The following is a 26,303-nucleotide window of genomic DNA, read 5'->3' on the forward strand; positions in this document are numbered from 1 at the left end:
GAATAAAATTGTAGGTAAAAGCCTCTAAAAGTGGCGTGAAATGAGTTAGAAAAGATGGATTTAAGAGACTAAAAAATGTGTTTTTGATTAAAAATGAGACATTTGTTCATTTAACATCCCTTTAGTTTTAATGCATAAAAAGCAAACTAAAAAAAATACTATCTTTACCGATCAAACGTTTATGAACTTAAGTCGCATTTTTGCGACACTACATATATAATTATGGCATGTACAAGTTGTTCAACCTCAGATGGTGGTGCACCAAAGGGTTGTAAAAATAATGGGACTTGCGGCACCGATAGCTGCAATAAATTGACGGTTTTTGACTGGCTCGCAAACATGAGTCCGTCCAATGGAGAGGCGATTTTTGATTGTGTTGAGGTTCGTTTTAAAAACGGACGCAAAGAATTCTTTAGAAATTCAGAAAAATTAACGTTAAGTATTGGTGATATTGTAGCAACTGTTGCTTCACCGGGACATGATATTGGAATTGTAACTTTGACAGGAGAATTGGTAAAAATTCAAATGAAGAAAAAAGGAGTAAATCCTGAAAGCAATGAAGTTCCTAAAATTTACAGAAAAGCTTCACAGAAAGATATCGATATCTGGTCTGTAGCACGTGATCGTGAAGAACCAATGAAAGTTCGTGCACGTGAATTGGCGATTCAGCATAAACTGGAAATGAAAATTTCTGACATTGAATTCCAGGGAGACGGGTCGAAAGCTACGTTTTATTACACGGCAAATGACAGAGTCGATTTCAGACTTTTGATTAAAGATTTTGCTAAAGAATTCAGTACCAGAGTCGAAATGAAACAGGTTGGTTTCCGTCAGGAGGCAGCCCGTTTGGGAGGAATTGGTTCTTGCGGACGTGAACTCTGCTGTTCAACCTGGTTAACCGATTTTAGAAGTGTGAATACTTCGGCAGCACGTTACCAACAGCTTTCACTGAATCCTCAAAAGTTGGCCGGACAATGCGGAAAACTAAAATGCTGTTTGAACTATGAGTTAGATACTTACATGGATGCGCTAAAAGACTTTCCGGATTACGATACCAAATTGGTAACCGAAAAAGGAGATGCTATTTGCCAGAAACAAGATATTTTTAAAGGCCTGATGTGGTTTGCGTATACCAATAATTTTGCGAACTGGCATGTTTTAAAAATCGATCAGGTAAAAGAAATTATTGCCGAAAACAAACAAAAAAACAAAGTTTCTTCACTGGAAGATTTTGCTATTGAGGTAACTTCTGAACCTGAGAAAGACTTTAACAATGCAATGGGGCAGGAGAGTTTAACCCGTTTTGATCAGCCAAAAAGAAAGAAAAAGCCAAGTCGTAAACGCAAACCAAATGCGGAGAATGCAGTTGTGGCTGCTCCGAACAAACCGCAGCAAGCCAATAATAATACAAACAAGCCGGCTGGTGGCAATCCGAATAAATCGAATAAACCACAAAACAAACAAAATCAATCGAACAAACCCAAAAATTCGAACGATAGAAAGCCAGCCGAGCCAAGAAAACCTATAATTATTACTAAAAATGAGAATAAAAAGTAGTGGAATTCTTCTTTTGTCAGCAATACTCCTTTTTTCCTGCGATAAAAAAAGAGTATTCGACGAATACAAATCTGTTGGAAGTGCCTGGAACAAAGACAGTATTGTAACCTTTGATTTACCGGTTTTAGATTCGACCAAAAGATACAACCTGTTTGTAAATTTGAGAGACAACAACAATTATCCGTTCAATAATTTGTTTTTGATCGTAGCTATCGAAACACCAAGCGGTTTTACCAAAGTGGATACTTTAGAATATCAAATGGCAAATCCCGACGGTAGCCTGATGGGGAATGGCTTTACAGACATTAAAGAAAGTAAGCTTTTTTACAAAGAAAACGTAAAGTTTAGAGGGAAATACAAAGTACATGTCAAACAAGCAGTCAGAGAATCAGGGAAAATTCCGGGAGTTCAGACTTTAGAAGGTATTACAGATGTTGGTTTTAGAATAGAACAAAAAGATTAGAAAAATAGTTATGGCTGCTAAGAAAAACAATCAATCCAATAGCGTTAAAGATATTAATTACTACAAAAAGAAGTTCTGGAGAATTTTTGCCTATAGTTTATTAGGAGTTCTCGCCTTCTTTTTATTTGCCTCATGGGGCTTATTCGGTTCAATGCCTTCTTTTGAAGATTTGGAGAATCCGGATTCTAATTTGGCCACCGAAATCATTTCGTCCGACGGAGTGGTAATAGGTAAGTACTTTAAAACCAACAGGTCACAGCTTAAATATTCTGATTTGCCAAAAAATCTGGTAGATGCTTTAGTGGCAACAGAAGATGCCCGTTTTTATGAGCATTCCGGAATTGACGGTCGAGGGACTTTACGTGCTGCTTTTTCTTTGGGGACAAATGGAGGAGCCAGTACCATAACACAGCAATTGGCAAAACAGTTATTTCATCGTGGTGGATCTAGCTTTTTACCCTTTAGGATAGTGCAAAAAATAAAAGAATGGATTATTGCCATTCGTCTGGAAAGACAATATACCAAAAATGAGATTTTAGCGATGTACTGCAACGTTTATGATTTCGGAAATTATGCTGTTGGGGTAAGTTCGGCAGCTCAGACCTATTTTTCCAAAGACCCTAAAGACTTAACTATTGACGAATCGGCAATTTTAGTTGGTATGTTTAACAATTCATCTCTTTATAATCCTTTGCGTAACCCTGTTGGGGTAAAAAACCGTCGTGATGTTGTACTGGGACAAATGGTAAAAGCCAAGATGATAACGAAGTCTCAAAAAGAGAAATATCAGGCATTGCCAATCGCTTTAAAATTCAAATTAGAAAGTCACCGTGAAGGAACCGCTACTTACTTTAGAGAGTACCTTCGTGATTACATGAAAAAATGGGTGGCTGAGAATAAAAAACCCGACGGTACCGATTACGATATTTACAAAGATGGTTTGAAAATTTACACCACTATCGATTCCAGAATGCAGCTTCATGCAGAAGAAGCGGTTTCGGAACACATGAAAAACTTGCAACAGCAATTTTTTATTGAAATGAAAACCAATAAAAATGCGCCGTTTGTAAACATTACACAAGCAGAAACAGACCGTATCATCATGCAGGCGATGAAGAATTCGACGCGTTGGGCTCTTATGAAAGAGATGGATAAAAGTGATGAAGACATCATTGCTTCGTTTAAAGTGAAGACTAAAATGCGTGTATTCACCTGGAAAGGAGAACGTGATACCGTGATGACACCACTTGATTCTATTCGTTATTTCAAACACTTCCTGCAATCTGGTTTAATGGCGATGGAACCTCAAACCGGAAACATTAAAGCATGGGTAGGTGGGATTAATTATAAATATTTCCAATACGATCACGTAGGGCAGGGAGCACGACAGGTAGGATCTACGTTCAAACCGTTTGTTTATGCAACCGCTATTGAGCAATTAAACATGTCTCCTTGCGATTCTATTCTAGACGGACCTTTTATGATTCACAAAGGGCGTCACAATGTTACTGCTGACTGGGAACCAAGAAACTCAGATAACAGATACCGTGGAATGGTAACTCTAAAACAAGGTCTTGCCAATTCGATCAATACAGTATCGGCTAAGTTAATTGACAGAACAGGTCCTGAAGCTGTAGTAGAGTTAACACACAAATTGGGTGTAAAAACCGAAATCCCTGCTCAGCCCTCTATTGCACTTGGTGCCGTAGATATTACAGTGGAAGATATGGTGGCTGCCTACAGTACATTCGCCAATCAGGGAGTATATGTAAAACCGCAATTTTTAAGCCGTATAGAGAACAAAAGCGGAGAGGTGATCTATGAGCCAATTCCGGAATCTCATGACGTTTTAAACAAAGATATTGCCTTTGCCGTAATTAAATTATTAGAAGGAGTTACAGAAACTGGTTCAGGTGCACGTTTGCGTACAGAAGGCGGAGGAAGCGGTGACAATCGTTGGACCGGATACCCGTACATGTTCAGAAACCCTATTGCCGGTAAAACCGGAACCACTCAAAATCAGTCAGACGGTTGGTTTATGGGAATGGTGCCAAATCTTGTCACCGGAGTTTGGGTAGGTTGTGAAGACCGTTCAGCACGTTTTAAAAGTTTGACTTACGGACAAGGAGCTACAGCCGCATTACCAATTTGGGGGTATTTCATGAAATTGTGTTATGCCGACCCGGGATTACAGGTATCAAAATCCGAGTTTGAGCGTCCGGCAAACCTTTCTATAAAGGTAGATTGCTACAGCAGACCGGCAGTGGTAAAAGATACGACACAAACGGACCAAAATACAGACGAATTCGAACTGTAGGTTTAGTTCTTTTAGAATAGTAAATCCTTTTGTAATCTTCTGAAACAGAAGATTACAAAAGGATTTCTTTTTTTAATGATGTAGTCTGCCGCTCAGCAGGCATGCGAGCAGTTCGTTTTCAAAGAATAAAATCAGTCATTTTATTTTTTACGAAATCGTTATAATTTAATCTAAAAATCTTATTTTTATCAAAAATATACAGTAATAAAGACAGTTTGTTATGATTACAAAAAAAGTAAATAACGTTCAGGAGGCTATCGAAGGAATTGAAAGCGGAATGACTATAATGTTCGGAGGTTTCGGTTTATGCGGAATTCCTGAAAATACAATTGCAGCATTGGTAAATACTTCCATTTCAGATTTAACCTGTATTTCGAATAATGCAGGAGTTGATGATTTTGGTTTGGGATTGCTTTTGCAAAAGAAGCAAATTAAAAAAATGATTTCCTCTTATGTGGGGGAGAATGCCGAGTTTGAGCGTCAGATGCTCTCAGGAGAACTGGAAGTCGAATTGACTCCGCAAGGTACTTTAGCCGAACGTTGTCGTGCGGCTCAGGCCGGAATTCCTGCGTTCTTTACACCTGCAGGTTACGGAACTGAAGTTGCCGAAGGCAAAGAAGTACGTGAGTTCAATGGAAAAATGCACATCATGGAACAGGCTTTCAATGCGGAGTTTGCTATTGTTAAAGCCTGGAAAGGTGACGAAGCAGGAAACCTGATTTTTAAAGGAACAGCCAGAAACTTCAACGCCTGTATGGCAGGTGCAGGTAAAATTACCATCGCCGAAGTGGAAGAATTAGTTCCGGTAGGAACATTAGATCCAAATCAAATACACATTCCGGGAATTATGGTGCAACGGATCTTTCAGGGAGAAAAGTTTGAGAAAAGAATCGAGCAGAGAACGGTAAGACAAAGAGCATAATTAGAGAATTAGAAAATGTGATAATTGGATAATTATTTGGATTGCGTACCTATTTTGCATTATCTAATTATCTAATTTCCAAATTGACACATTAAAACTATGTTAACAAAAGAAGATATTGCAAGACGTATTGCAAAAGAAGTAAAAGACCGCTATTTTGTGAACCTTGGAATTGGTATTCCAACTCTGGTAGCAAATTATGTGAGAGAAGATATTGCTGTGGAGTTTCAAAGTGAGAACGGTGTTCTTGGCATGGGACCTTTCCCTTTTGCCGGAGAAGAAGATGCAGATATTATCAATGCCGGAAAGCAAACTATTACAACACTTCCGGGAGCCAGTTTCTTTGATTCGGCCTTTAGTTTCGGGATGATCCGAAGCCAAAAGGTAGATTTGACCATTTTAGGTGCTATGGAGGTTTCTGAAAATGGAGATATTGCCAATTGGAAAATTCCGGGTAAGATGGTAAAAGGAATGGGAGGTGCAATGGATTTGGTAGCTTCTGCCGAAAACATTATTGTTGCCATGATGCACGTTAATAAAGCAGGTGAATCTAAAATACTAAAAAAATGCTCTTTACCCTTAACTGGTGTGGGCTGTGTTAAAAAAGTAGTCACCGAGCTTGCGGTTCTGGAAGTAACTGATAAAGGTTTTAAGCTACTAGAAAGAGCACCGGGTGTTTCTGTTGAGCACATCATCGCATCAACCGAAGCTGATTTGATCATTGAAGGTGAAATTCATGAAATGGATATCAGATAATTCTGTAATTAAGATAAATTCGCATGAAGGCTAGCTTTTAAAAGGGCTGGCCTTTTTTGTAGGAAAAAATTAAAGAAGAGGCACCGGGTTTGCTTTTTTCTAAAAGCCTTGTATTTGCTGACTTTTGTGTGTTAATGTGTTAGTTATCAGTAGAATAATTATTTTTTAGGCCTGTTTTTTGTGAAATCATCACAGTTTGTTAAATAAAAGTAAATTTAAAGTAAAAAACGTTGTATTTAATCGATTAACGGCAAATTTCATCGATTATTTAACTAAAATGAAATACTTTTATTTTAAAATAGAGTATTTACTTACGTTTAATATTTTATTTGTAATCCATTTAACCAAACTAAATACCACATTATTATGAACAGAAAATTACCAAAAAGCATGGCGTCAGCCGTTGTTATTCTTACATTTTCAGTGTCAGGATTTGCCCAAAACACAGACAAACGGGTAAGCCAGAAGAATGTATCCGAAAATGGACAACCAAGCTTAATCACTTTTAGTGATAAATCTACTTACAGAGGAACCGATTACAACACTGTCTTTAAAGAACAATTGGGTTTAAAAGACAATCAATCCTTTTCTAAAATTAAGATCGAATCTGATAGAGAAGGTTTTACACATGAAAAATTTCAATTGTACGAGCAGGGTATTAAAGTAGAATTTGCCAATTACACTTTACATTCCAAAGACGGAAAACTAGTTTCCATGAATGGAGAGTTTTATGCTCTTCAAAATGTAAAAACAACCCCAAAATTATCCAATAAAGCAGCTTTCGATAGAGCGGTTGCTTATACAGGAGCAAAACAATATCTGTGGGAAAACCTGCAAGATGCTGCAGCAATGAACTATGAGAAGCCAAAAGGCGAATTGGTTTTATTGCCGGCAATGGAAGAACAGGGGGAAACCAGAAAGTCAGATAAGGTGAGGCTGGCTTATAAATTTGATATTTATGCCACTAATCCGGTAAGTCGCGGAGATCTTTATATCGATGCAGAAACCGGAAAAGTCCTGTTTTATAACGCTACCATAAAACACCTTGGTGAATACAGCCACGGAAATAAAGTAAAAACCGCCAAAGCAATACATCAAAAAGAGGATGCGACTGCAAAAAAAGCTTTTGTTGCAGCCAATGCCGCGACACGTTACAGCGGAACGCAGGTAATACAAACTACCTTAAGCGGAGCGTCCTATATACTTGCTGATGCGACAAGAGGTTTGGGAATCAACACCTACAATATGAAAAAGGGAACCAGTTATACAGCAGCCGTAAATTTTACGGATGCCGATAATAACTGGACCGCTGCTGAGTATAACAATGCGAACAAAGATAATGGAGCTTTGGATGCACATTGGGGAGCTGAAAAAACATACGATTACTGGTCAACAGTGCATGGCAGAAACAGCTTTGATAACGCAGGAGCAATTATAAAAAGCTACGTACATTACAGCAATGCCTACGATAACGCTTACTGGAACGGTAGTGTAATGACTTACGGTGATGGAAGCGGAACTTATTTCGATATCCTGACTGCTATTGATGTTGCAGGACACGAAATAGGACATGCTGTTTGTACTTATACAGCCAACCTGGCGTATCAAAAAGAATCCGGAGCGATGAACGAGGCGTTCTCTGATATTTGGGGAGCCTGTATTGAATATGCAGCAGCACCAACAAAATCGATCTGGTTAATTGGTGAAGATATCGAAAGAAGATCAGGGCACCTTTCTTTGCGCTCAATGAGTGATCCAAATTCTGAAGGTCAGCCGGACACTTATGGCGGAACCTATTGGATCAATCCAAATTGTACACCAACAAGCAGTAACGATTATTGCGGTGTGCATACCAACTCCGGTGTATTGAACCATTGGTTTTACATTCTGTCTGTGGGTAAATCAGGTACAAATGATATTGGAAATGCCTATAACGTAACGGGGATTACAATTGATAAAGCGGCTAAAATTGCGTACCGTTTGGAAAGTGTCTATTTAACAGCAAATTCTACTTTTGCCAATGCAAGAACTTCAGGAATACAATCGGCTATTGATTTGTATGGTGCCGGTTCACCGGAAGTTATTGCTACCACCAATGCATTTTATGCTGTAGGTGTTGGAGCTGCGTATGTGGACTCAAATGATACAACTGCGCCAACAGCGCCAACAAATCTTGCTGCTTCCGGAACAACGGGGTCAACAACTAATTTAACATGGACTGCTTCAACAGATAATGTAGGGGTTACTGGGTATGATATTTACCAGGGAACAACTCTAAAAGGTTCGTCTACTACAACCAATTATACCGTAACAGGTTTAACAGCATTGACGGCATATAGCTTTAGCGTAAAAGCCAAAGACGGAGCAGGAAATGTTTCAACAGCAAGTAATGTGGTAAATGTTACGACTACAGCGGCTTCTTTAAATTACTGTAACTCTCAGGGGAACAGTACTGTAGATGAGAGAATTGGAAAAGTGGTATTCGGTACCATCAACAATACTTCAACAGGAACAACCGGTTATGAAAACTATACTGCTATCTCTACAAATGCTGCCAAAGGAACAGCCTATACGATAACAATCACTCCAGTTTGGACATCTACTATTTACAGCGAAGGTTATGCTATTTTTATCGATTACAACCAAGATGGGGATTTTACAGATGCAGGTGAAACAGTTTGGACGAAAGCGACCTCTACAGCGGCTACAGCTACAGGAACCATCACAATTCCGGCTACTGCAACACTTGGTACAACAAGACTTAGAGTTTCTATGAAATACAACGGAATACCAACTTCTTGTGAATCATTTTCTTATGGACAAGTAGAAGATTATTCGATCAATATCACAGCTTCAGGAGCTATTGTAAATCAGGAAATTGTAGCAGGATTAGTGGAAACTAATGAAACGGCAAGATTTGCATTGTATCCAAATCCGGTTGTTGATGAATTGAACATTTCGTTAGCAGATAATACAGGATATACTTTCAGAATTACAAATACATTGGGGCAACAAGTGAGTTCAGGAGCCCTTTCAGGAAATCCTATTGATGTGAGAACTTTAAAAACAGGACTTTATGTTATCGAGTTGAATAATGGTGCTAAAAGAATCGTTAAGAAATTCGCCAAAAAATAAAAATGTTAATTTAAAGAACGAAAGACCCCGCAATTTGCGGGTTTTTTTTATGAAGTTCTCAAATGTAATTTTTGTATATCACAGTTAGACCGCTTTTTGTAAGTTTGTTTGTTCAGTAATCCTAAAAAAAATCATGATGAAATTGTACTTATTGTTTTTTTTGTATGCCATTAGTTTTAGTAGTTTTTCTCAGAACAACGTGCTGGTTTTTCAGTCCGATTTTGGGTTGAAAGATGGAGCAGTATCAGCAATGAAAGGTGTGGCAATAGGAGTTTCAACAGATTTAAAAATATTTGATCTGACCCACGAAATTCCGGCATACAATATTTGGGAGGCCGCGTATCGCTTGTCACAAGCCGCACAGTACTATCCTGCAGGAACTGTATTTGTATCTGTTTGTGATCCGGGAGTGGGAACCGCAAGACATTCTGTAGTTTTACTCACCAAATCAGGACATTATTTTGTGACTCCCGATAACGGAACCTTGACTTTAATTGCAGAACAACTTGGGATTCAGGAAATTCGCGAAATTGATGAAGTACAAAACCGTCGCCAAAATTCAAATGAATCGTATACCTTTCATGGACGCGATGTATATGCTTTTACCGGAGCACGTTTAGCTTCAAAAACGATTACATTTGAAGAAGTAGGACCTAAGCTGCCTAATGAAGTGGTGAAAATTGATTATCAGAAACCGGTTTTAGAAAATGGAGTTATTAAGGGCGGTATTCCGGTTTTGGATATTCAATATGGAAATGTATGGACAAATATCGATAAAAAGACCGCTGAAAAATTAGGCTTGAAAGCGGGAGATGTCGTGAGAGTTCAGGTTTTTAATGGTGCTGAAAAAGTATACGAAGGAAAACTAAAGTTAGTAAATACATTTGGTGAAGCAGTAATTGGTACAGCTGTTTGTTACTTCAACAGTCTTTTAAACTTCTCGATTGCAGTCAATCAGGGGAATTTTTCAGAAAAGTATAAAGTGTTTAGCGGAGCTCATTGGAGTATTTTGCTAAGCAGATAAAATAAAAAACCGCCCATCTAGGCGGTTTTTTGACTTTATGGATTTTGCTCTCGGACAATTTCAGAGGAAATACGGCTTTAAATAAAACTTGTATTTTCTTATCCGTTGCGCTTACTGTAAATTGAATGAAGCTCCTAAACTAAAAGTTGCCTGATTGTTTAAATGATCAAATACATCCTTGTTGTTTCCGTATTTTGCAATTGGAAATCCAATCTCTGTGAAAACACCAAATCCGTCCGTAAAGAAATAACGTCCGCCAACATGACCTCCAAAGTTGCGCAATCCTAAACTTAAACCAGGGTAAATATCCAATTGTTTAACCCCGATGACACTGCTTAGGTTAGCATTAATTCTGGCTTTAGCATCAAAACGGTCACTAAAGTCAGGTTTTAAATCAGTGTATGGAGTTGGATTGTTATGATAGAAACCATTAAAGTTGTCTACTCCTAATAAATAATTGGCTACAAAGCCAAAAGAGAAATTTTCTCCAAGACCAAAATCTACCGAACCCTGAATTCCAGAACCGCCATTTTGTATGTTAGCACCAACACTCACTTTAATATCTCCTTTTCCTTTAAAAGCCTCTTGTGCTTGTGTGAATCCAAATGATACTAAAAACAAAAGTGTAATTACCTTTTTCATAAATATAAATTTTAATTATTTTTTAAAGTGCAAAAATAGTATTTTTAGGAGTTAATTCCTACCTTTTTCAGAGAAATACAGTTCATTTAACGGTTCGCTCTGCCAGAAATCTTTAGTGTCGACGTTTAAAATAGTCAACGGGCCTTTAAAAGCGGCACCAGTATCAACGTTCCATATATTTGCTTTTTGTACAGGTGTTGTTTCGCCAATTCGGGTCACAGGAGTATGTCCGATATAGATTTCTTTATACAACGTAAAACGCTTAGGATAAAGTACATCACCGATTTTTAAAGTAGGATCTAACGAAAGAGCCGTTTCCCAAAGTGTTCTGTCCCAATAGAATAATTTTGGAAAATATTCATATTTGACGCCATTCAGATTGGTAAAACCTGCGTGAACAAATAATCGGTTTTGATCGTCAAGGTAATAGTCTTCCAATGATTCGAGGAAAGCGATATGTGTCTGTTTTTCTTCCGTACTCAGTTTTTCGTAAGCCAGAACAGTCGCTTCACCACCATGTTTGAACCATAAAGTTTCGTCAACGTCTTCTGTTTTGCTTTTAAACCAGGACAAAAGCAGTTCATCGTGATTTCCTCTGATGCAAATGCAATTTTGCTTACTTTTTAAGTCCATTAAATATTCAATTACTTGCGGAGATTGGCTCCATCCGTCAACATAATCGCCTAAAAAAATAAGAGTATCTTGTGTGGTAACTTTGGCTTTTTTCATCACTTGTTCAAGCGCGAGTAATCCGCCGTGTATGTCGCCTATAACAAATGTTCGCATTTTAATTCTTTAATGTAGAAATACAAAAATAACGAAAAGGATTCGTTTGAGACTATTAACTTGAGAATCTTTACAAAGGGTGTGATTTGAATTGTTATATGTGAAATGTGAGATGTGGAATGTAAAATGTGAAATTTGGAATTTGGAATTTGGAATTTGAGATTTGGAATGAATTTTAAGGGGTTATTTTTATGATTATTTTCGACGCATTTTGTGCCTTTCCTCTTTAAATTTGTAGTATGTCTGAAACGCCTACATATCGAAAAATCATTCATATTGATATGGATGCTTTTTATGCTTCAGTAGAGCAGATGGATAATCCCGCTTTGCGCGGAAAACCTGTTGCTGTTGGCGGATCGGAGAATAGAGGCGTAGTCTCGGCTGCGAGTTACGAAGCGCGAAAGTTTGGTGTACGAAGTGCCATAAGTGGTGTTCTGGCCAAAAAATATTGTCCGGAAATTATTTTCGTTCGTCCGCGATTTGAGCGTTACAAAGAGATCTCGAATAAAATTCATAAAATATTTCATGACTACACCGATCTGGTTGAACCTCTTTCGCTGGACGAAGCTTATCTTGATGTGACACAAAACAAGAAAGGCAACCCAAGCGCAAGTTTGCTTGCACAGGAAATTAGACTCCGAATTTTGAATGAAGTAGGGCTCACGGCCTCTGCGGGAATTTCGATTAATAAGTTTGTAGCGAAAATTGCATCGGATGTTAACAAACCAAATGGACAGAAAACCGTTAATCCGGACGAGGTTTTAAGCTTTTTGGAAGAACTGCCCATTCGGAAGTTTTATGGTGTTGGAAAAGTGACCACCGAAAAAATGTACCAATTGGGAATCTTTACAGGAGCAGATCTTAAGAGCAAAGAAGTAGCGTTTTTGGAGAAACATTTCGGAAAATCGGGGGCTTTTTATTACAATGTGGTTCGCGGAATTCATAATAGTGAAGTAAAAGCGTCTCGTGTAACTAAGTCAGTTGCGGCAGAGCACACCTTCGATGTCAACTTATCCTCTGAAATTTTTATGCTCGAACAGCTTGAAAAGATTGCAGCATCTTTAGAAAAACGATTAAAAAAGTATAACATCTCGGGTAAGACCGTGACGCTTAAAATCAAATACAGCGATTTTACGCAACAAACACGCAGTAAAACGCTGCCATACTTTATTTCCGATAAAAGTTTGATTTTAGAGACTGTAGAGGAGCTTCTGTATCAGGAACGAATGAAAGATTCGGTTCGATTGCTTGGCATTTCTCTGAACAATCTAAATACAGAAGAAAAAAAGGCAGTAGTAGTACAACTTAAATTTTCCTTCTAATTGCATTAAGGAATAATTAAATCATGTAATTTGTTCTTTTATGATGAATTTTCTTTCTACCTTTGAGAGTAACAGTACATTAACATTGAATCATTCACAATGAAAACGAATAAATTTGAAGAAGTTTCTCATCGTAATTCAGTCCCTATTATGGCTTGGGATTTTCATTGTGAACATTTAAAAGAATTAAAAGCGATTCTTACGGATGTAAAGAAAGTGAATAAAATTTCGACTCAGTTTATCTGGGACGCTAAAAATCTGGAAATTGAAGAACGGATAAAAAATGAAGTAGTTCTGGTTACCGATTTGGATTTGAAGATCGTTTTTGCTTCAAATGGAATCAGAAAAATGACAGGTTATAAGGAAGAAGAAGTTTTGGGTAAAACTCCGAAGATGTTTCAGGGACCGGCAACTTCAAAAGTAGTACTTAAAGAAATAAAAGAAGCCATTCAGCAACGAATTCCTTTTGAAAAAACAATTGAAAACTACAGAAAAGATGGCAGAACTTATAAATGTAAAATCAATGCACTTCCTGTTTTTAATTTAAAAGGACAGTTGTCGCATTTCATTGCTTTCGAAAGTGAAGAATTGGGCTAAGGTTCTAAGATTCTGAGGTACTAAGACGCAAAGGTTCAAAGGATAATACTTAGTAAAAACAAAACCGCCCTAAGGCGGTTTTTTATTGTTTAAGAAGACTTAGAATCTTAGTATCTCAGTACCTTAGAACCTTAGTCTACAGATTTTCAAAAAAATCATTTCCTTTATCATCCGTAATAATAAAAGCCGGGAAATCTTTAACGGTAATTTTACGAACCGCTTCCATTCCTAATTCTTCAAAATCTACGACTTCAACTTTTAGGATGTTGTCTTGTGCTAAAATAGCGGCAGGACCTCCAATAGAACCTAGATAGAATCCGCCATATTTTTTACAGGCATCTGTTACCTGTTTGGTACGGTTTCCTTTGGCCAGCATGATCATACTGCCTCCATGTTTTTGAAACTCGTCTACATAAACGTCCATACGTCCCGCAGTGGTCGGTCCAAAACTTCCTGAAGCCATTCCTTCGGGTGTTTTTGCAGGTCCGGCGTAATAAACAGGATGATTTTTAAAGTACTCCGGCATCGGTTTACCAGCTTCCAATAATTCCATGATTTTGGCATGTGCAATATCACGGGCTACAATTACAGTTCCGTTAAGTTTTAAACGGGTTTTAATTGGATATTGAGATAATTTGGCCAGAATATCGGCCATCGGCTGATCTAAATCAATTTCAACAGGCGCTTCTAAGTGCGGGGCTGTTTCCGGTAAAAATTGCTTTGGATTTACTTCCAATTGTTCCACGAAGATTCCGTCTTTGGTAATCTTCCCTTTAATATTTCTGTCGGCTGAACAAGAAACTCCCAATCCAACCGGACAAGAAGCTGCGTGACGAGGCAAACGAATTACACGAACGTCATGCGTGAAATATTTTCCACCAAACTGAGCACCAATAGCACTTTCCTGACAGATTTTCTGAACACGCTCTTCCCATTCTAAATCACGAAACGCCTGACCGGCCATATTTCCTGAAGTTGGCAGGTTGTCATAATAACCGGCAGAGGCTTTTTTTACAGCACTTAGATTTGCTTCCGCAGAAGTTCCTCCAATTACTAAAGCCAGGTGATACGGAGGACAAGCCGATGTTCCTAAATCTTTGATTTTCGTACGGATGAAAGCATCCATAGATTTATCATTTAATAAAGATTTTGTTTGTTGGTACAAGTAGGTTTTATTCGCAGAGCCGCCACCTTTTGCCATGAATAAAAACTCGTAAGAAGCTCCTTTTTTGGCGTAGATATCAATTTGCGCCGGAAGATTTGAGCCTGAATTTTTTTCTTCAAACATCGAAATCGGAACAATTTGAGAATAACGAAGGTTGCGCTTTTGATACGTATTGAAAATTCCTCTGCTTAACCATTCAGCATCATCAACACCTGTAAAAATGCTTTCCCCTTTTTTTGCCATTACAATAGCCGTTCCGGTATCCTGACAGCTTGGTAACTGACCTTCGGCAGCAACAGATGCATTTTGCAATAAATTATAAGCTACAAAACGATCGTTATCTGTAGCTTCTGGATCGTCAAGAATATTTCTTAATTTTTGTAAATGCGTTGTTCTAAGCATGAACGAAACATCCGTAAGGGCTTCTTCAGCCAATAATTCTAATCCTTTTGGGTCAACAGTTAAAACTTCACGTTGTCCAAATTGCTCTACTTTTACAAAATCGGAAGTGATTTTGCGGTATTGCGTATCATCCTTCAAAATAGGATAAGGGTCCTGGTATATAAAATCAATCATTGTTTTGTTTTTTACAAAGTTAGAAATTATTTACCTAAGAAAGAATTTGAATAAGGTCCGTTTTTGATCCTTTATTTTTGACTGTGGAATTCATCAAAACTCATTTTTTTCTCAAAATAGGTTTGGTTTTCCTTGGTAAGCAGCTGCTTTTGCCACTGATTTCCAATCAAGCGAAAAATCGTTGAATCGGAGTATTTAACAGTTCCCATATTCTCGTCATTGTCATCGGGTTCAAAGAAAACTGTTTTGCAGTAAAAGGAATCCGGATCCGTTTTTGCAGAAGGATTTCCGAATTCAACCCAGCCGCCCCAGCCACTATCGGACATGCTTGACCATTCGTGAACCAATTGTATGTTTTTATTTTTCAGATAATATAAATAGTTGTTCTGACTATAACCGCAAGCAGGATATCCAAAACTAAGATGAACAAACGGAGAGTTTTTAGTTGCGGCTGAAGTCAGTCCAAGAGAAGCTCCCCATTCTGAACCTTTTTCGATCCCTTTAATCGAGATTTTTGAAGAAACAGTTTTGGTTTTATTTTGATAAAAATCAAGTTGGTAATTTCCGGTTATGATACTGTCTTTATCTGCCTTTTGGCTGATAAGATGCGCAAGAATATAGCTGTTTGCTGAGATTTCTTCCTCATCGCTGATTGTTATGGTATCCGTTTTTAAGAATTTTTCTTTAGCGGGAATTGCATTTTCAACTTTGTTTTCAGAATGGACACCTACTATCTGCGATTCGGATTTTGGTTTTTGACAGGCTATTAAAAGCGATAAAAGAAAAAGGTATTGTGGCTTCATGGTTTGTTATTTTTTAGGCTTTGATTAAATGGCTCTTATTTTAATATGGTTTTTTTATTGATCAACGGATTAAAATCCGTTGCTACAAAATAGGTCATTCCTACGGAATTTTTAATCTTTAAGAAAGTGCCTTCGGCTCGACCAATATTGTAGGGCCGGATTTTAATCCGGTTTAAAAATATTCGACAATGGGGTTTAAAGATCCATCGGATCGGTTTATATTTTTAGGTTTTGCGAAAGATCGCATTTAATATGTTTCGTTCCTATGGAACTTTTTGAATTATGGTTTTTTCATTGATCAACGGATTAAAATCCGTTGCTACAAAATAGGTCATTCCTACGGAATTTGTAATTTTTAAGAAAGTGCCTTCGGCTCGACCAATATTGTAGGGCCGGATTTTAATCCGGTTTAAAAATATTCGATAAGGGGATTTAAAGATCCATCAGATCGGTTTATATTTTTAGGTTTTGTAAAGTATAGCATTTTAATATGTTTCGTTCCTATGGAACTTTTTGAATTATGGTTGTTTCATTGATCAACGGATTAAAATCCGTTGCTACAAAATAGGTCATTCCTACGGAATTTGTAATCTTTAAGAAAGAGCCTTGGGCTCGACCAATATTGTAGGGCCGGATTTTAATCCGGTTTAAAAAATATTCGACAACGAGGTTTAAAGATCCATCGGATCGGTTCATATTTTTAGGTTTTGCAAAAGATCGCATTTAATATGTTTCGTTCCTATGGAACTTTTTGAATTATGGTCGTTTTATCGATCAACGGATTGAAATCCGTTGCTACAAAATACCCCATTCCTACGGAATTTTACAATCTTTGATCACGAGACTTCGGATCGGTTCATATAAGATCATTAAATAGATATTTTTCATCATAAGAAACCTGAAATCTCTCTAAAAATGTAAAATACTCTTCTTTGAAAGATTGCTTTTTGTGGTGTTCTTCCTGATTTTGAATATATTTATATACCGCATCAACATGTGATTGGCTGTAGGAGAAAACACCGTAACCTTCCTGCCATTCGAATCTGGATTTTGTCAGTTTATGGTCATTGATATATTTTGATGATTTCGCTTTTATGGTTTTCATTAGTTCAGAAATTGAAACATTTGGTTTTAAACCCAGAAAGCAATGAACGTGATTTTCGGTACCATTTACAATTATGGTTTTGCATCCTGTTTCGTTTATCAGATGACCAAGAATACTTAATAATTTCGATTTCCATTCGCTATTAATAAGTGCTTCTCTGTATTTGACAGCAAAAACGGCCTGTATATAAACTTGATGATAGGTGTTTGCCATTTTGCGTATTTTGTATTATAGAAGCAATAATACAAAATATTTCTATGCGTAATTAATAAAAAAATAAGAAAAATACTATTTTTTATTAAGCTTTAAAAAAACCAGCTGGCTACAAAAATGGCGGCGATTACACATATAAAATCAACCAATAACATGGTGGTAAGTGCATATCGGGTGTTTTTAATGTTTACCGATCCAAAGTAAACCGCAATCACATAAAAAGTAGTTTCGGCACTACATTGGAAAATACTGCTTAAACGCCCGGTAAGCGAATCTGCTCCGAAAGTACTCATAGAATCCAGTAAGAATCCTCTGGAACCTCCTGAGCTAAAAGGTCTAAGTAATGCAACCGGTAACGCATTTATGATTTCGGAACTTACGCCGATACTGCTAAAGATAAATCCGATTCCGTTACTGATAATCTCAAACAGTCCGCTATTTCTAAAAAGGGAAATGGCAACCAGCATTCCCAAAACGTAAGGAAAGATTTTAACTCCGGTTTTTAAACCATTGTTTGCACCATCAACAAAAGTATCGAACATTGTAGTGTCTTGTGCTACAAATTTCTTCTCATGAATGAAGGAAAAAATGAGAGTAATTCCAATGATCCCAACCAACATCAATCCTGAAAGATTAGAAGTAAAATAGTTTTTTCCAATTAAATCCAAGTGATTAACGTAGAACAATAATCCTATGATCGCAGCAATAATGGCCATTAAAGCAAGTACTAATGAAGCACTTTTGAAATTTATTTTTTGTCTGACTCCCACAATCAGGAATGCTGCGACAGTTCCAATTAATGAAGTAATGATACATGGAAGCATAACATCCGCCGGATTGGCTGCATTTGCTGCGGCGCGATATCCAATAATTGAAGTTGGAATCAGGGTCAGACCCGATGCATGCAGACACATAAACATGATTTGGGCATCACTTGCTTTGTCTTTTTCGACATTTAATTCCTGTAAACTCTCCATCGCTTTTAGTCCAAATGGTGTGGCAGCAGAATCTAAACCAAGGAAGTTTGCTGCAAAATTTAAGGTCATATACGATATCGAAGGATGATTTTTGGGTACCGTAGGGAACACTTTGGTAAACATCGGACTTAAGAATCTGGCCAGTTTTTCGGAAGCTCCGGAAACGATTAAAAGTTCCATTAATCCGCAGAAAAAGGCTAAGTAGGCAATTAATGGAATAATAATGTCGATCAAAGTACTTTTACAGGTAGGCAGTAAACCGTCTGATTTTTGTACACCGCTATAAATTTTTACCGTTTTGTTTTTGTAAACATAAGTAGTATCAGGATTTGTTAAGTCCCTGTTTACAATCATGGTTTTATCTTCTTTTAAATCGATGCTGTCTCTCACAAAAGCAGGAATCTGCTCCAGATATTTTTCAGAAACCAGAATTGGGTCATCTTTTTGTCCGTTCAAAATAAAATCGAGTGTATAACTGTTGCCGGTAAACAAACTCACTACCACAAATAAAATTGAAGACACAAAAATAGCTAACCAAAATCTGCTCAATACCATAATTATATTTTTTTGTAAATGTAATTATTTAACCCTAAAACGCGCAAGGATTTTAAACAGGAAACAGGAAGTATTTCATTGAAAGTAATTCGGTTTTGTGAAAATTCAAATTATTCGATTTGAATTTTGGTTTCTAAATAGTTTTCAAAAGGCTTAATGCCTTCAAAAAGAATTGCCTTTTTATGATTTTCAGTCTCGTTAAAAAATTGGGTTTCTATTTTGGCGTGATCTTTTTTGATGGTCCGTTTCCAGGTTCCGATGACTTTGCTGTTCTCCAGGATTATGGGTTTGAAAATGCCATTGTTGGTAAAAGCCTTTGGTTGATGCTCGGGTAAGATGGAGGCTTCACGGGATTTATAGGAAATTAAGATTTCATCAAAAGCCGGAAGAAAATGGATGCTTTCGCGGAAATTATCCTCAGTTGAAATATCATTTTTGAACCAATACTTCTGATCCTCAATGGTAATAGTATTTAATTGCAATTCGATTGCATTAATGATGTTTTTGCAGCTGGTAGGAGAGAAGCCTGACCACCATGAAAAGTCAAGAAGGGTAGCAGGGCCATGGCTTTCAAAGTATCGAAGGGCTAGTTTTGTCAAACCTTCCTCTTGGGTTAGTCTGCCTTGTGGTTTCGGAACCCTTTCTTCAAGTAAAGCATACGTCATTTGTTTTCCGTTCATTTTTCCGTTACAAACCAAACCATCAAGTTCAGCATACATCATAATGGCACCGCTTAAATGATCAGGGCCAGGAGTTTTAGTAATGCTAAGTTCCTGCATGATTTCTTCACGGGTGAGATGATTGTTTCCTGCAAGTATTTTTTGGATAGCGGCATTCGTTTGATGTAGTTTCTTAGTATCATAACCATATTTTTTTACGTAAGAGGTTACAATGCGTTTGACTTGCGGCCCTGAAAGATCCAACATCCAGTAAATATCATCGGCAGAAACAAAATGCCAGGTAGGCCGTAAAATATGAGTTCGGATAATTTGTGCCGAATTGATAGCTTCTTCAATCGCTTTTTCTGAAGCATCGCAACGGGAGCCAACTGCCCATTTTGCCATTGCATAGTCCTGAGCCTGCATTGCCCCTAAATGCTGCACAATTTCTTGTGGTGCATTGTCAGTCGTTTTATGAAGTTTTTGAGAGATGAGCCTGAGCTGAGCTATTTTTGAATCCATCGTTTAAAGCGGTATTACACATGAATAATTTCATCGTCAATTAATAAATCTTCACGACGCAGGCGAAGAAAAATCTGAGCTACAGCTATGGTGTCTTTCTCACAATAGGTTACAATTCGGTCAATGTCTTTTTCGACATAAAAGACATGTGCAACCTGACTGCCGTCGATATCACCTTTTGGAGAGGGAACTCCCAGGATCTTGGTTAATAGTTTTAAGGAGGTAAAGTGCTTGTAATCGCCAAACTTCCATAATTCTAAAGTATCTAAATGTGGTATTTCCCAAGGTTTTTTTCCAAATAAATTAAGCTTGTCCGGAATTGCAATCTGGTTGATGATCATACGTCGTGCAATAAACGGAATATCAAATTCTTTGGCATTGTGTCCGCACAGCAGGTGCTGCGGTTTATTGAAATGATTGTTGATCAGATTATTGAAGTCGCGCAGGATTTTCTTTTCATCTCCAAAAAAAGAGGTTACTCTAAAATTTCTGATATCACCTTTAATGGTAAAATAGCCAACCGAAATACAGACAATCTTACCGAATTCTGCCCAGATTCCGGCACGTTCATAAAATTCTTCGGGAGTAAAATCGTCTTTACGCTGGTATTGTGTCTTCTGATCCCAAAGAGACCTCATTTCTTCGTCAAGCGAATTGAAATTCTCCTCTTCCGGTACCGTTTCAATATCAAGGAAAAGAATGTTGTTAAGGTTAATTTTTTCAATCATTATGGTGACGTCTTATATTTTTTGGCATTTAGATTTATAAATGTACGCAAATGATTCTAAAAATAAGAAATAGCTTATATTTTTAAGATTTTGATACTTTTTTGTCTTCCGCTTTCGTAAAGGTATGACTTGTTCAAAAGCTAAAACAAACTCTGCTGCGTACTAGGATTCTCATGTTCCAACAGCCATTTCTTACGGGAAAGACCACCGGCGTAACCCGTTAAAGAACCATTGGTACCAATAACACGGTGACAGGGAACCACAATCCACAGTGGGTTTTTACCATTTGCCGACGCAACAGCCCGAATAGCTTTTAGATCTCCCAGTTTCTTGGTCTGATCCATGTAGCTGATGGTTTTTCCGTACGGAATTTCCAACAAGGATTTCCAAACTTTTTGCTGGAAGTCCGTTCCTTTTGGGTTTAGTTTTAAATCGAAGTCGGTTCTTTTACCATCAAAATACTCTTGAAGCTGTGAAACGGCCTTTTCCAAAACTTTAGGAATGGTTTGTGAAACGTCATTATCGCCAACATCAGAAACAGAGACAATAGCAATGCCGTTTTCATCTCCAACGATTTTGGTAATTCCTAATGGTGAATTGACATAAACTGTTTCCATAGTTTTAAACGTAAAGTTTTAGCGCAAAGGCGCAAAGGTTTATCGCAAAGTTCGCAAAGTTTTTTTTAAATGATATAAGTTATGGCGGTAATTTAAGTTTGGGGTGTTTTACCAGCCTCCTCCGCCACCGCCACCGCCGCCGCCTCCGGAACTTCCGCCGCCAGAACTTCCACTGCTTGATGACGAGGAGGTATAAGTTTTGTTAAAATGAACCAATGTTCGGTAAGAAAAACCCGGAGATCCGTCGCTGGCTGTTATCCATTTACTGGTATAATTTAAATTTTTTAATGCAGCTGCAAATTTTAGGTTCCACTCTTTATCAATGTCTAAAGCAAAAGCATAAGGCAGGTTTTCTTCATAAATACGAACAGTATCGGTATTTTGTTCTACAGGATATTTTAGTAAATGTTGCTTGAACTTCTTGGTTTGAAATTTAGTTTTAATTCCCAATTTGGTATAAGCGTTAATTAAATTAAAATAAATGGTAAATCCGGAAATGATAATCAATAATACCAGTGCATTTAATGCCGAATAACTTTTATCCGCAGTATTTGCAATAAGAAGTGTATAAGTTACAAGCAAAGGAAAAATCAATACAAACAAACACGGCAACGCAATTGCAAATTCACCTCTTATAAATGATTTGACAATAACTTTGATTAATAATACGGTAAGTACTAAAAAGACAAAACCAAATATTGCTTCCCAAAAGATTGTTCCTTTTGCAATGTAACAATAGCCCAATAGAGCTACAATTGTTAAAGCAAAACCAAGTAGAATTTGTTTTACATTGTTGCGAAAATAATCATCGGTATTGTGTTGATTTTCAATAGATTTTTGAAGTTCTGATTCAGCGTCCTTAAAGATTTTGTAGGTTTTAGAATCGATTGCAAAATTATCATTTTCTTTAAATAAGGATTTTAAGACAGCATTTTCTTCTGGGGCTAGATGGTCTGGTTTTGATCCTTTTTTCAGAAAGTATTTAAATTCGTCTGCCCAATTTTGTTTTCCGTTATCAGTAATTTCGATTGCTCCTTTAACGGAGAGACTAATAATCGAAACCAAAAGTGTTTTGTTATTAATATATCGTTCTTTTAAATATCTTAAAGAAGAGGGGGAATATCGTTCCCTTATATCTTCAAGTTGATTGCTTTCATTTGTGGGTAAAGGATCTTTGCCGTATTTTTTCCAGGAATAAAAGTAGAATACAAAACAAATACAAAGCGCGAATAATGCTATAGCCAGTTTTTCAACAGATAAAAACTCTTCCATTTTAAAGTGTGCTAAGAAAAATGGTTGATCTACAATTCCTTTCGGAAATCCCACTGCAACAGTAAAACCTTCCTCGGATTTTAAATTTTTAGAAGTAAAATAAACCGAATTGCCGATGATTTTGGCATTGCAATCGTTTGCTTTAGAGCCTAAAATTCCAGTATAGCAATGTGTTTGAAGTGCCGTTGCTCCTTTTGGCAGAATTACTCTTGCGCTAACATTATCGATGTCGAAAACCCAGTAGTTACCAGTGACATTCCAATAAACTTCATCAAAATCAGAATAGGAATGAATTTGAGCTTCAACTTCATAAATCAATTTATAAGTGTAAACCCCCTTTGGAAGAAAAGAATCTTTATCACCAATGTAAATTGTAAAATTTTGCAGATCAGATTTAGTGTGATACGGTTCGATTCTTCCATTTTTGATCACCTTTAAAATCGTATAAAAATTGTTGAAAGGAACTTTTGATGAACTATTTGTCAACGGCAATTCTCTAAAAATACCATGATCTATTTGTAAACCTGCGCTATAAACCCTAATTGTTTCAGTTATAATGATATTCCCGTTTTCTTTAATTAGGATATCGGCATGAAATTGTTGTATTTTTTCGGTTTGTTCTTCCTGATAGACAGCTGTAGAATCCGTTTGACTAAAACATGGAGATAATGAAAATAATAAAATACTGAAAGTGAATACAAACCTAAAATATGTTACCATGAAAGAAGTTCTTTTGCGGAGTGAAAATAAGAATTGTGTTTTTAAATAAGGTAATTTATGTGAGGCAATAAACGTCCATTTCAAATTGATAATTCAAAACAGATTCCATTTTTTTACTTGAAATAATCTTTTGAATGTTTGAGTTTTCAGTTCTAAATTTCGGAGGATTCAGATTGTGTTCTTTTGCTTTTTGAGTGTAGTATTCTTCTCTTGTTGGATGAAAAGGTGCTACGGCATTAAAGACCTCGTTCCATTTAGCCTGATTTAGGATTGCTTCGATAATGGCGATACAATCGTTTTGATGGATCAGATTTATCGGTGCATCAGGGTTTTCAAGGTTTTCTTTTCCGGCCAGAAATTTTACCGGATGACGATCTTCTCCGATTAGACCGCCAAAACGCAATATGGTGGCTGCAAAGTTTTGATTCTTTTGAAGCAAAGCTTCCGCTAAAAGCAATTGTTTACCACTTTCGGTTTCCGGATTTGGGAGTGTATCTTCTGTGATCGTCGTGTTCTCATTCCCATAAACTGCGGTTGAACTTACAAAAAGAACTTTTTTTACCGTTGATTTTTCTATAAACGGAATCAGATTCTTCATTTTTCGAACAAATATCCTCTCAGACGGAGTCGGAAGACTGGCGCTTTTTTCTCGTAATTTAGGCGGTATATCAATAATCAGAATCTCACTTTCCGCCAGGAAGTTAGTGATGCTGTTTGAAACATATTCGCTTTCAAGCGCAACCAGAAAGGGATTTATGCCTGATGCTTTTAAAATAGTAAGTTTACTTTCAGAAGTTGTCGATCCGTTTACCGAATGTCCTTCTTTAATTAGCTTTTTCGCCAGAGGCCATCCCAGCCAGCCACATCCTAAAATACTGATTTGTGTCATTTTTCGTTTAAAGTTGCAAAGATAAAGCCTTTCGTAGCGGGAAAGAATTAAAACCAGTATTTACCTGATTTTTTTACCTCTTTGCGGGATTAAAATATTAGAGATCCAAAGTAAATCGCACTTTGTCTTTTCCTTTTGCGCCCATTCGGTGATAGAATTTGACGGCTCTTTCGTTAAATTGCGGGGTTTGCCATTGCATATTGACGCAATTGTTTTCTTTTCCAATTTGTTTTAGCTTTTCAATCAGTATTTCGCCAATACCAAAACTTCTGGCCTCTTCTTCGAGAAACAAACAGTCCATATAAAGAAAATTTGCGGCATTCCAGGTGGAGAAGTCAAAAGTAAAGGAAGCATAACCTACAATCGTATCTTTTGTTGCAACCACCAGGCAATGTACTTTTGGACGATCGCCAAACAAGGCTTCTTTTAACTTATTTTCTTTTCCTTCCGAAGAAAACTGAACTTTTTCATACTCCGCATGTTTTTGGCATAAAACCACTAGTTTTGGTAAGTCTGAAGGTTCACAGTTTCTTATTGAATATTCCATTGAAGATTGATTTCGTTTTGTAAAAAAGTGATGAAGCGATAAAAGTAGTCCGGATATTCCTGATTTTCCCGAATCGCAATAAAGTGTTTTCTTTTTAAACCGTTTTTTCCAATTTGTATAGCTTTTATCGGATTGTTTTTCAAATGAGGTAACAAGGCCCATTTTGCCATTGATATTACACCCATATCGGCCTTGACCATTTCGAGCGATGCTTCTGTAAGCGGCAGGGCAGTTATTTTTCTGGGGGTTACCTTGGCGGGGGCCAGTACAAACTGATGTATGGTAACCGTTTCCATCGGAAAGGAGTGAATGAGTAAATGTTCGTCGATAAAATCTTTGGCTACCACATATTTTTTAGTTGCCCAGGCGTGGTTTTCAGAGACTGCCATAACCATTTCATCCTGAAAAAGCTCAATATATCTAATGTTGTTGTCTTTGATCTGATCGCTTATTACGGCAATATCGATGGTGTTTTCCAGTAATTTTTGTATCGGAATATGGGTTGCTTCGGTTACAATTTTAAGTTCGACGTTTGGATATAAAAAATGAAATTGTTTTAAAACCGATGGCAGCCAATGATAACTTGAAAAACATTCGGTGCTAATTCTGATTTCACCGTATTCTCCATAAACCATTTGTTTGATTTGCAATTCGGTTTGCAAAAGTTTGTCCAAAATTTCATTGGCAAGTTCGTAGATCTTTTCGCCGGCTTTGGTTAGAACCAGTTTTTTATTGGTGCGCAGAAAAATGGCGGTTCCCAATTGATACTCGGCTTCTTTAAGCTGATGGCTCAAAGCCGATTGTGTCAGATGCAACTTGTCAATTGCCTTAGTGATGCTTCCTTCTTCAACAATTGCTTTTATTAATCGTAAATGACGTATTTCCATTTTTTTGGGAATTAGAAGTACAAAGGAACAAAATTTTAGGATGGCTTTTCTATGAAAAAAAGTAATCAACTGAATGAATTCTTTTCGTTTTTATGGGAGGAGCCATTACATTACATTTGAAAAACTAAAATAGTAAAACTGTAAAAAAATGGAAGCACAAATTAAACATTACGAGAATAAGCTGGCGTTCGAAATAGATCCGTCTGATTTATTTGATGCCCTGAACAATGGAGAGAAAGTAATCGCTATTGATGCGCGCAAAGCTTTTGGCTTTGAAGCAGAACACATTCCCACAGCAATCAATATTCCGCATCGTGAAATGACGCTGGAGCGTACCCAACATTTAGACAAAGAAGTTTTGTATGTAACTTATTGTGATGGAATTGGCTGCAATGCTTCGACAAAGGGCGCCTTGAATATGACAAAACTCGGCTTTAAGGTGAAAGAGTTAATAGGAGGGATCGAGTGGTGGAAGTTGGACGGTTATGCCACTGAGGGAACAAAAGGGGGACAGACAGGTTTGAGAATGGAATGCGCCTGTTGAAAT

The 26,303-nt window shown here is 37.2% G+C and carries 23 protein-coding genes; 10 read left to right on the plus strand and 13 right to left on the minus strand.

What is annotated here, in order from left to right:
- The first annotated feature begins 222 nt into the window (after window positions 1-222).
- From JO950_RS10565 to JO950_RS10595, 7 genes are all read left to right on the plus strand, one after another.
- Window positions 223-1,557, plus strand: coding sequence for a regulatory iron-sulfur-containing complex subunit RicT (locus JO950_RS10565; RefSeq protein ID WP_202702608.1), 1,335 nt, complete (start codon window positions 223-225; stop codon window positions 1,555-1,557).
- Window positions 1,541-2,020, plus strand: coding sequence for a gliding motility lipoprotein GldH (locus JO950_RS10570; RefSeq protein ID WP_202702609.1), 480 nt, complete (start codon window positions 1,541-1,543; stop codon window positions 2,018-2,020). The genes JO950_RS10565 and JO950_RS10570 overlap by 17 nt, the downstream gene beginning before the upstream one ends.
- A 10-nt stretch (window positions 2,021-2,030) precedes the next feature.
- Window positions 2,031-4,337: a penicillin-binding protein 1A gene (locus tag JO950_RS10575; protein WP_202702610.1), complete on the plus strand. Its 2,307-nt coding sequence runs from the start codon at window positions 2,031-2,033 to the stop codon at window positions 4,335-4,337.
- A 220-nt stretch (window positions 4,338-4,557) separates the two neighbouring features.
- Entirely contained in the window at window positions 4,558-5,259 is a 702-nt protein-coding gene (locus tag JO950_RS10580) for a CoA transferase subunit A (protein ID WP_202702611.1), read from the plus strand.
- Between the two features lie 99 nt (window positions 5,260-5,358).
- Window positions 5,359-6,015 (plus strand): CoA transferase subunit B, encoded by a 657-nt coding sequence (locus JO950_RS10585; RefSeq protein WP_202702612.1) that lies wholly within the window; start codon window positions 5,359-5,361, stop codon window positions 6,013-6,015.
- Window positions 6,016-6,381: 366 nt separating this feature from the next.
- Window positions 6,382-9,150, plus strand: coding sequence for a M4 family metallopeptidase (locus JO950_RS10590; protein ID WP_202702613.1), 2,769 nt, complete (start codon window positions 6,382-6,384; stop codon window positions 9,148-9,150).
- 133 nt (window positions 9,151-9,283) lie between these two features.
- Window positions 9,284-10,174 carry an S-adenosyl-l-methionine hydroxide adenosyltransferase family protein gene (locus tag JO950_RS10595; protein ID WP_237732336.1) on the plus strand — a complete coding sequence of 297 codons (891 nt, stop codon included), beginning with the start codon at window positions 9,284-9,286 and terminating at the stop codon, window positions 10,172-10,174.
- A gap of 111 nt (window positions 10,175-10,285) precedes the next feature.
- Here JO950_RS10595 and JO950_RS10600 read toward each other — a convergent pair whose 3' ends face one another.
- Window positions 10,286-10,816 carry a DUF6646 family protein gene (locus JO950_RS10600; protein ID WP_202702614.1) on the minus strand — a complete coding sequence of 177 codons (531 nt, stop codon included), beginning with the start codon at window positions 10,814-10,816 and terminating at the stop codon, window positions 10,286-10,288.
- Window positions 10,817-10,867: 51 nt separating this feature from the next.
- On the minus strand, window positions 10,868-11,602 hold the full coding sequence (locus tag JO950_RS10605) for a metallophosphoesterase family protein (RefSeq protein WP_202702615.1): 735 nt from the start codon (window positions 11,600-11,602) through the stop codon (window positions 10,868-10,870).
- Between the two features lie 239 nt (window positions 11,603-11,841).
- Here JO950_RS10605 and dinB point away from each other — a divergent pair, with 239 nt between their 5' ends.
- Together dinB and JO950_RS10615 are read left to right on the plus strand one after the other, a co-directional pair.
- Window positions 11,842-12,924, plus strand: coding sequence for a DNA polymerase IV (gene dinB, locus JO950_RS10610; protein ID WP_202702616.1), 1,083 nt, complete (start codon window positions 11,842-11,844; stop codon window positions 12,922-12,924).
- Window positions 12,925-13,023: 99 nt separating this feature from the next.
- A complete protein-coding gene (locus tag JO950_RS10615) occupies window positions 13,024-13,521 on the plus strand; it encodes a PAS domain-containing protein (RefSeq protein ID WP_202702617.1) in 498 nt (165 codons plus the stop codon).
- A 136-nt stretch (window positions 13,522-13,657) separates the two neighbouring features.
- Here the strand turns inward: JO950_RS10615 and JO950_RS10620 are convergent, their stop codons facing one another.
- From JO950_RS10620 to JO950_RS10670, 11 genes are all read right to left on the minus strand, one after another.
- Window positions 13,658-15,262 (minus strand): fumarate hydratase, encoded by a 1,605-nt coding sequence (locus tag JO950_RS10620; protein ID WP_202702618.1) that lies wholly within the window; start codon window positions 15,260-15,262, stop codon window positions 13,658-13,660.
- 71 nt (window positions 15,263-15,333) lie between these two features.
- Entirely contained in the window at window positions 15,334-16,065 is a 732-nt protein-coding gene (locus tag JO950_RS10625; RefSeq protein ID WP_202702619.1) for a hypothetical protein, read from the minus strand.
- An 856-nt stretch (window positions 16,066-16,921) separates the two neighbouring features.
- A complete protein-coding gene (tnpA, locus tag JO950_RS10630; protein ID WP_202702620.1) occupies window positions 16,922-17,383 on the minus strand; it encodes an IS200/IS605 family transposase in 462 nt (153 codons plus the stop codon).
- Between the two features lie 92 nt (window positions 17,384-17,475).
- A complete protein-coding gene (locus tag JO950_RS10635) occupies window positions 17,476-18,915 on the minus strand; it encodes a nucleoside recognition domain-containing protein (RefSeq protein WP_202702621.1) in 1,440 nt (479 codons plus the stop codon).
- Window positions 18,916-19,025: 110 nt separating this feature from the next.
- Window positions 19,026-20,096, minus strand: coding sequence for a winged helix DNA-binding domain-containing protein (locus JO950_RS10640; RefSeq protein WP_202702622.1), 1,071 nt, complete (start codon window positions 20,094-20,096; stop codon window positions 19,026-19,028).
- Between the two features lie 14 nt (window positions 20,097-20,110).
- Complete coding sequence (locus tag JO950_RS10645; protein ID WP_202702623.1) at window positions 20,111-20,824, minus strand: 3'-5' exonuclease; 714 nt, start codon at window positions 20,822-20,824, stop codon at window positions 20,111-20,113.
- A 140-nt stretch (window positions 20,825-20,964) separates the two neighbouring features.
- Window positions 20,965-21,441, minus strand: a complete 477-nt coding sequence (locus tag JO950_RS10650; protein WP_202702624.1) for a methylated-DNA--[protein]-cysteine S-methyltransferase — start codon at window positions 21,439-21,441, stop codon at window positions 20,965-20,967.
- Between the two features lie 108 nt (window positions 21,442-21,549).
- The gene (locus JO950_RS10655; protein WP_202702625.1) at window positions 21,550-23,433 is read right to left on the minus strand and encodes a DUF2207 domain-containing protein; all 1,884 of its coding nucleotides are present in this window, start codon (window positions 23,431-23,433) and stop codon (window positions 21,550-21,552) included.
- 55 nt (window positions 23,434-23,488) lie between these two features.
- Window positions 23,489-24,322 carry an NAD(P)H-binding protein gene (locus JO950_RS10660; protein ID WP_202702626.1) on the minus strand — a complete coding sequence of 278 codons (834 nt, stop codon included), beginning with the start codon at window positions 24,320-24,322 and terminating at the stop codon, window positions 23,489-23,491.
- A gap of 97 nt (window positions 24,323-24,419) precedes the next feature.
- Window positions 24,420-24,869 carry a GNAT family N-acetyltransferase gene (locus JO950_RS10665; RefSeq protein ID WP_202702627.1) on the minus strand — a complete coding sequence of 150 codons (450 nt, stop codon included), beginning with the start codon at window positions 24,867-24,869 and terminating at the stop codon, window positions 24,420-24,422.
- The gene (locus JO950_RS10670) at window positions 24,854-25,756 is read right to left on the minus strand and encodes a LysR family transcriptional regulator (protein ID WP_202702628.1); all 903 of its coding nucleotides are present in this window, start codon (window positions 25,754-25,756) and stop codon (window positions 24,854-24,856) included. Before JO950_RS10670 ends, JO950_RS10665 begins: the two co-directional genes overlap by 16 nt.
- Before the next feature lie 148 nt (window positions 25,757-25,904).
- Here JO950_RS10670 and JO950_RS10675 point away from each other — a divergent pair, with 148 nt between their 5' ends.
- Window positions 25,905-26,300, plus strand: coding sequence for a rhodanese-like domain-containing protein (locus tag JO950_RS10675; protein WP_202702629.1), 396 nt, complete (start codon window positions 25,905-25,907; stop codon window positions 26,298-26,300).
- Window positions 26,301-26,303 lie beyond the last annotated feature (3 nt).

Origin of the sequence: Flavobacterium sp. UGB4466, assembly GCF_903469665.1 — a bacterium.
In the GTDB taxonomy this organism is placed as follows: Bacteria; Bacteroidota; Bacteroidia; order Flavobacteriales; family Flavobacteriaceae; genus Flavobacterium; species Flavobacterium lipolyticum.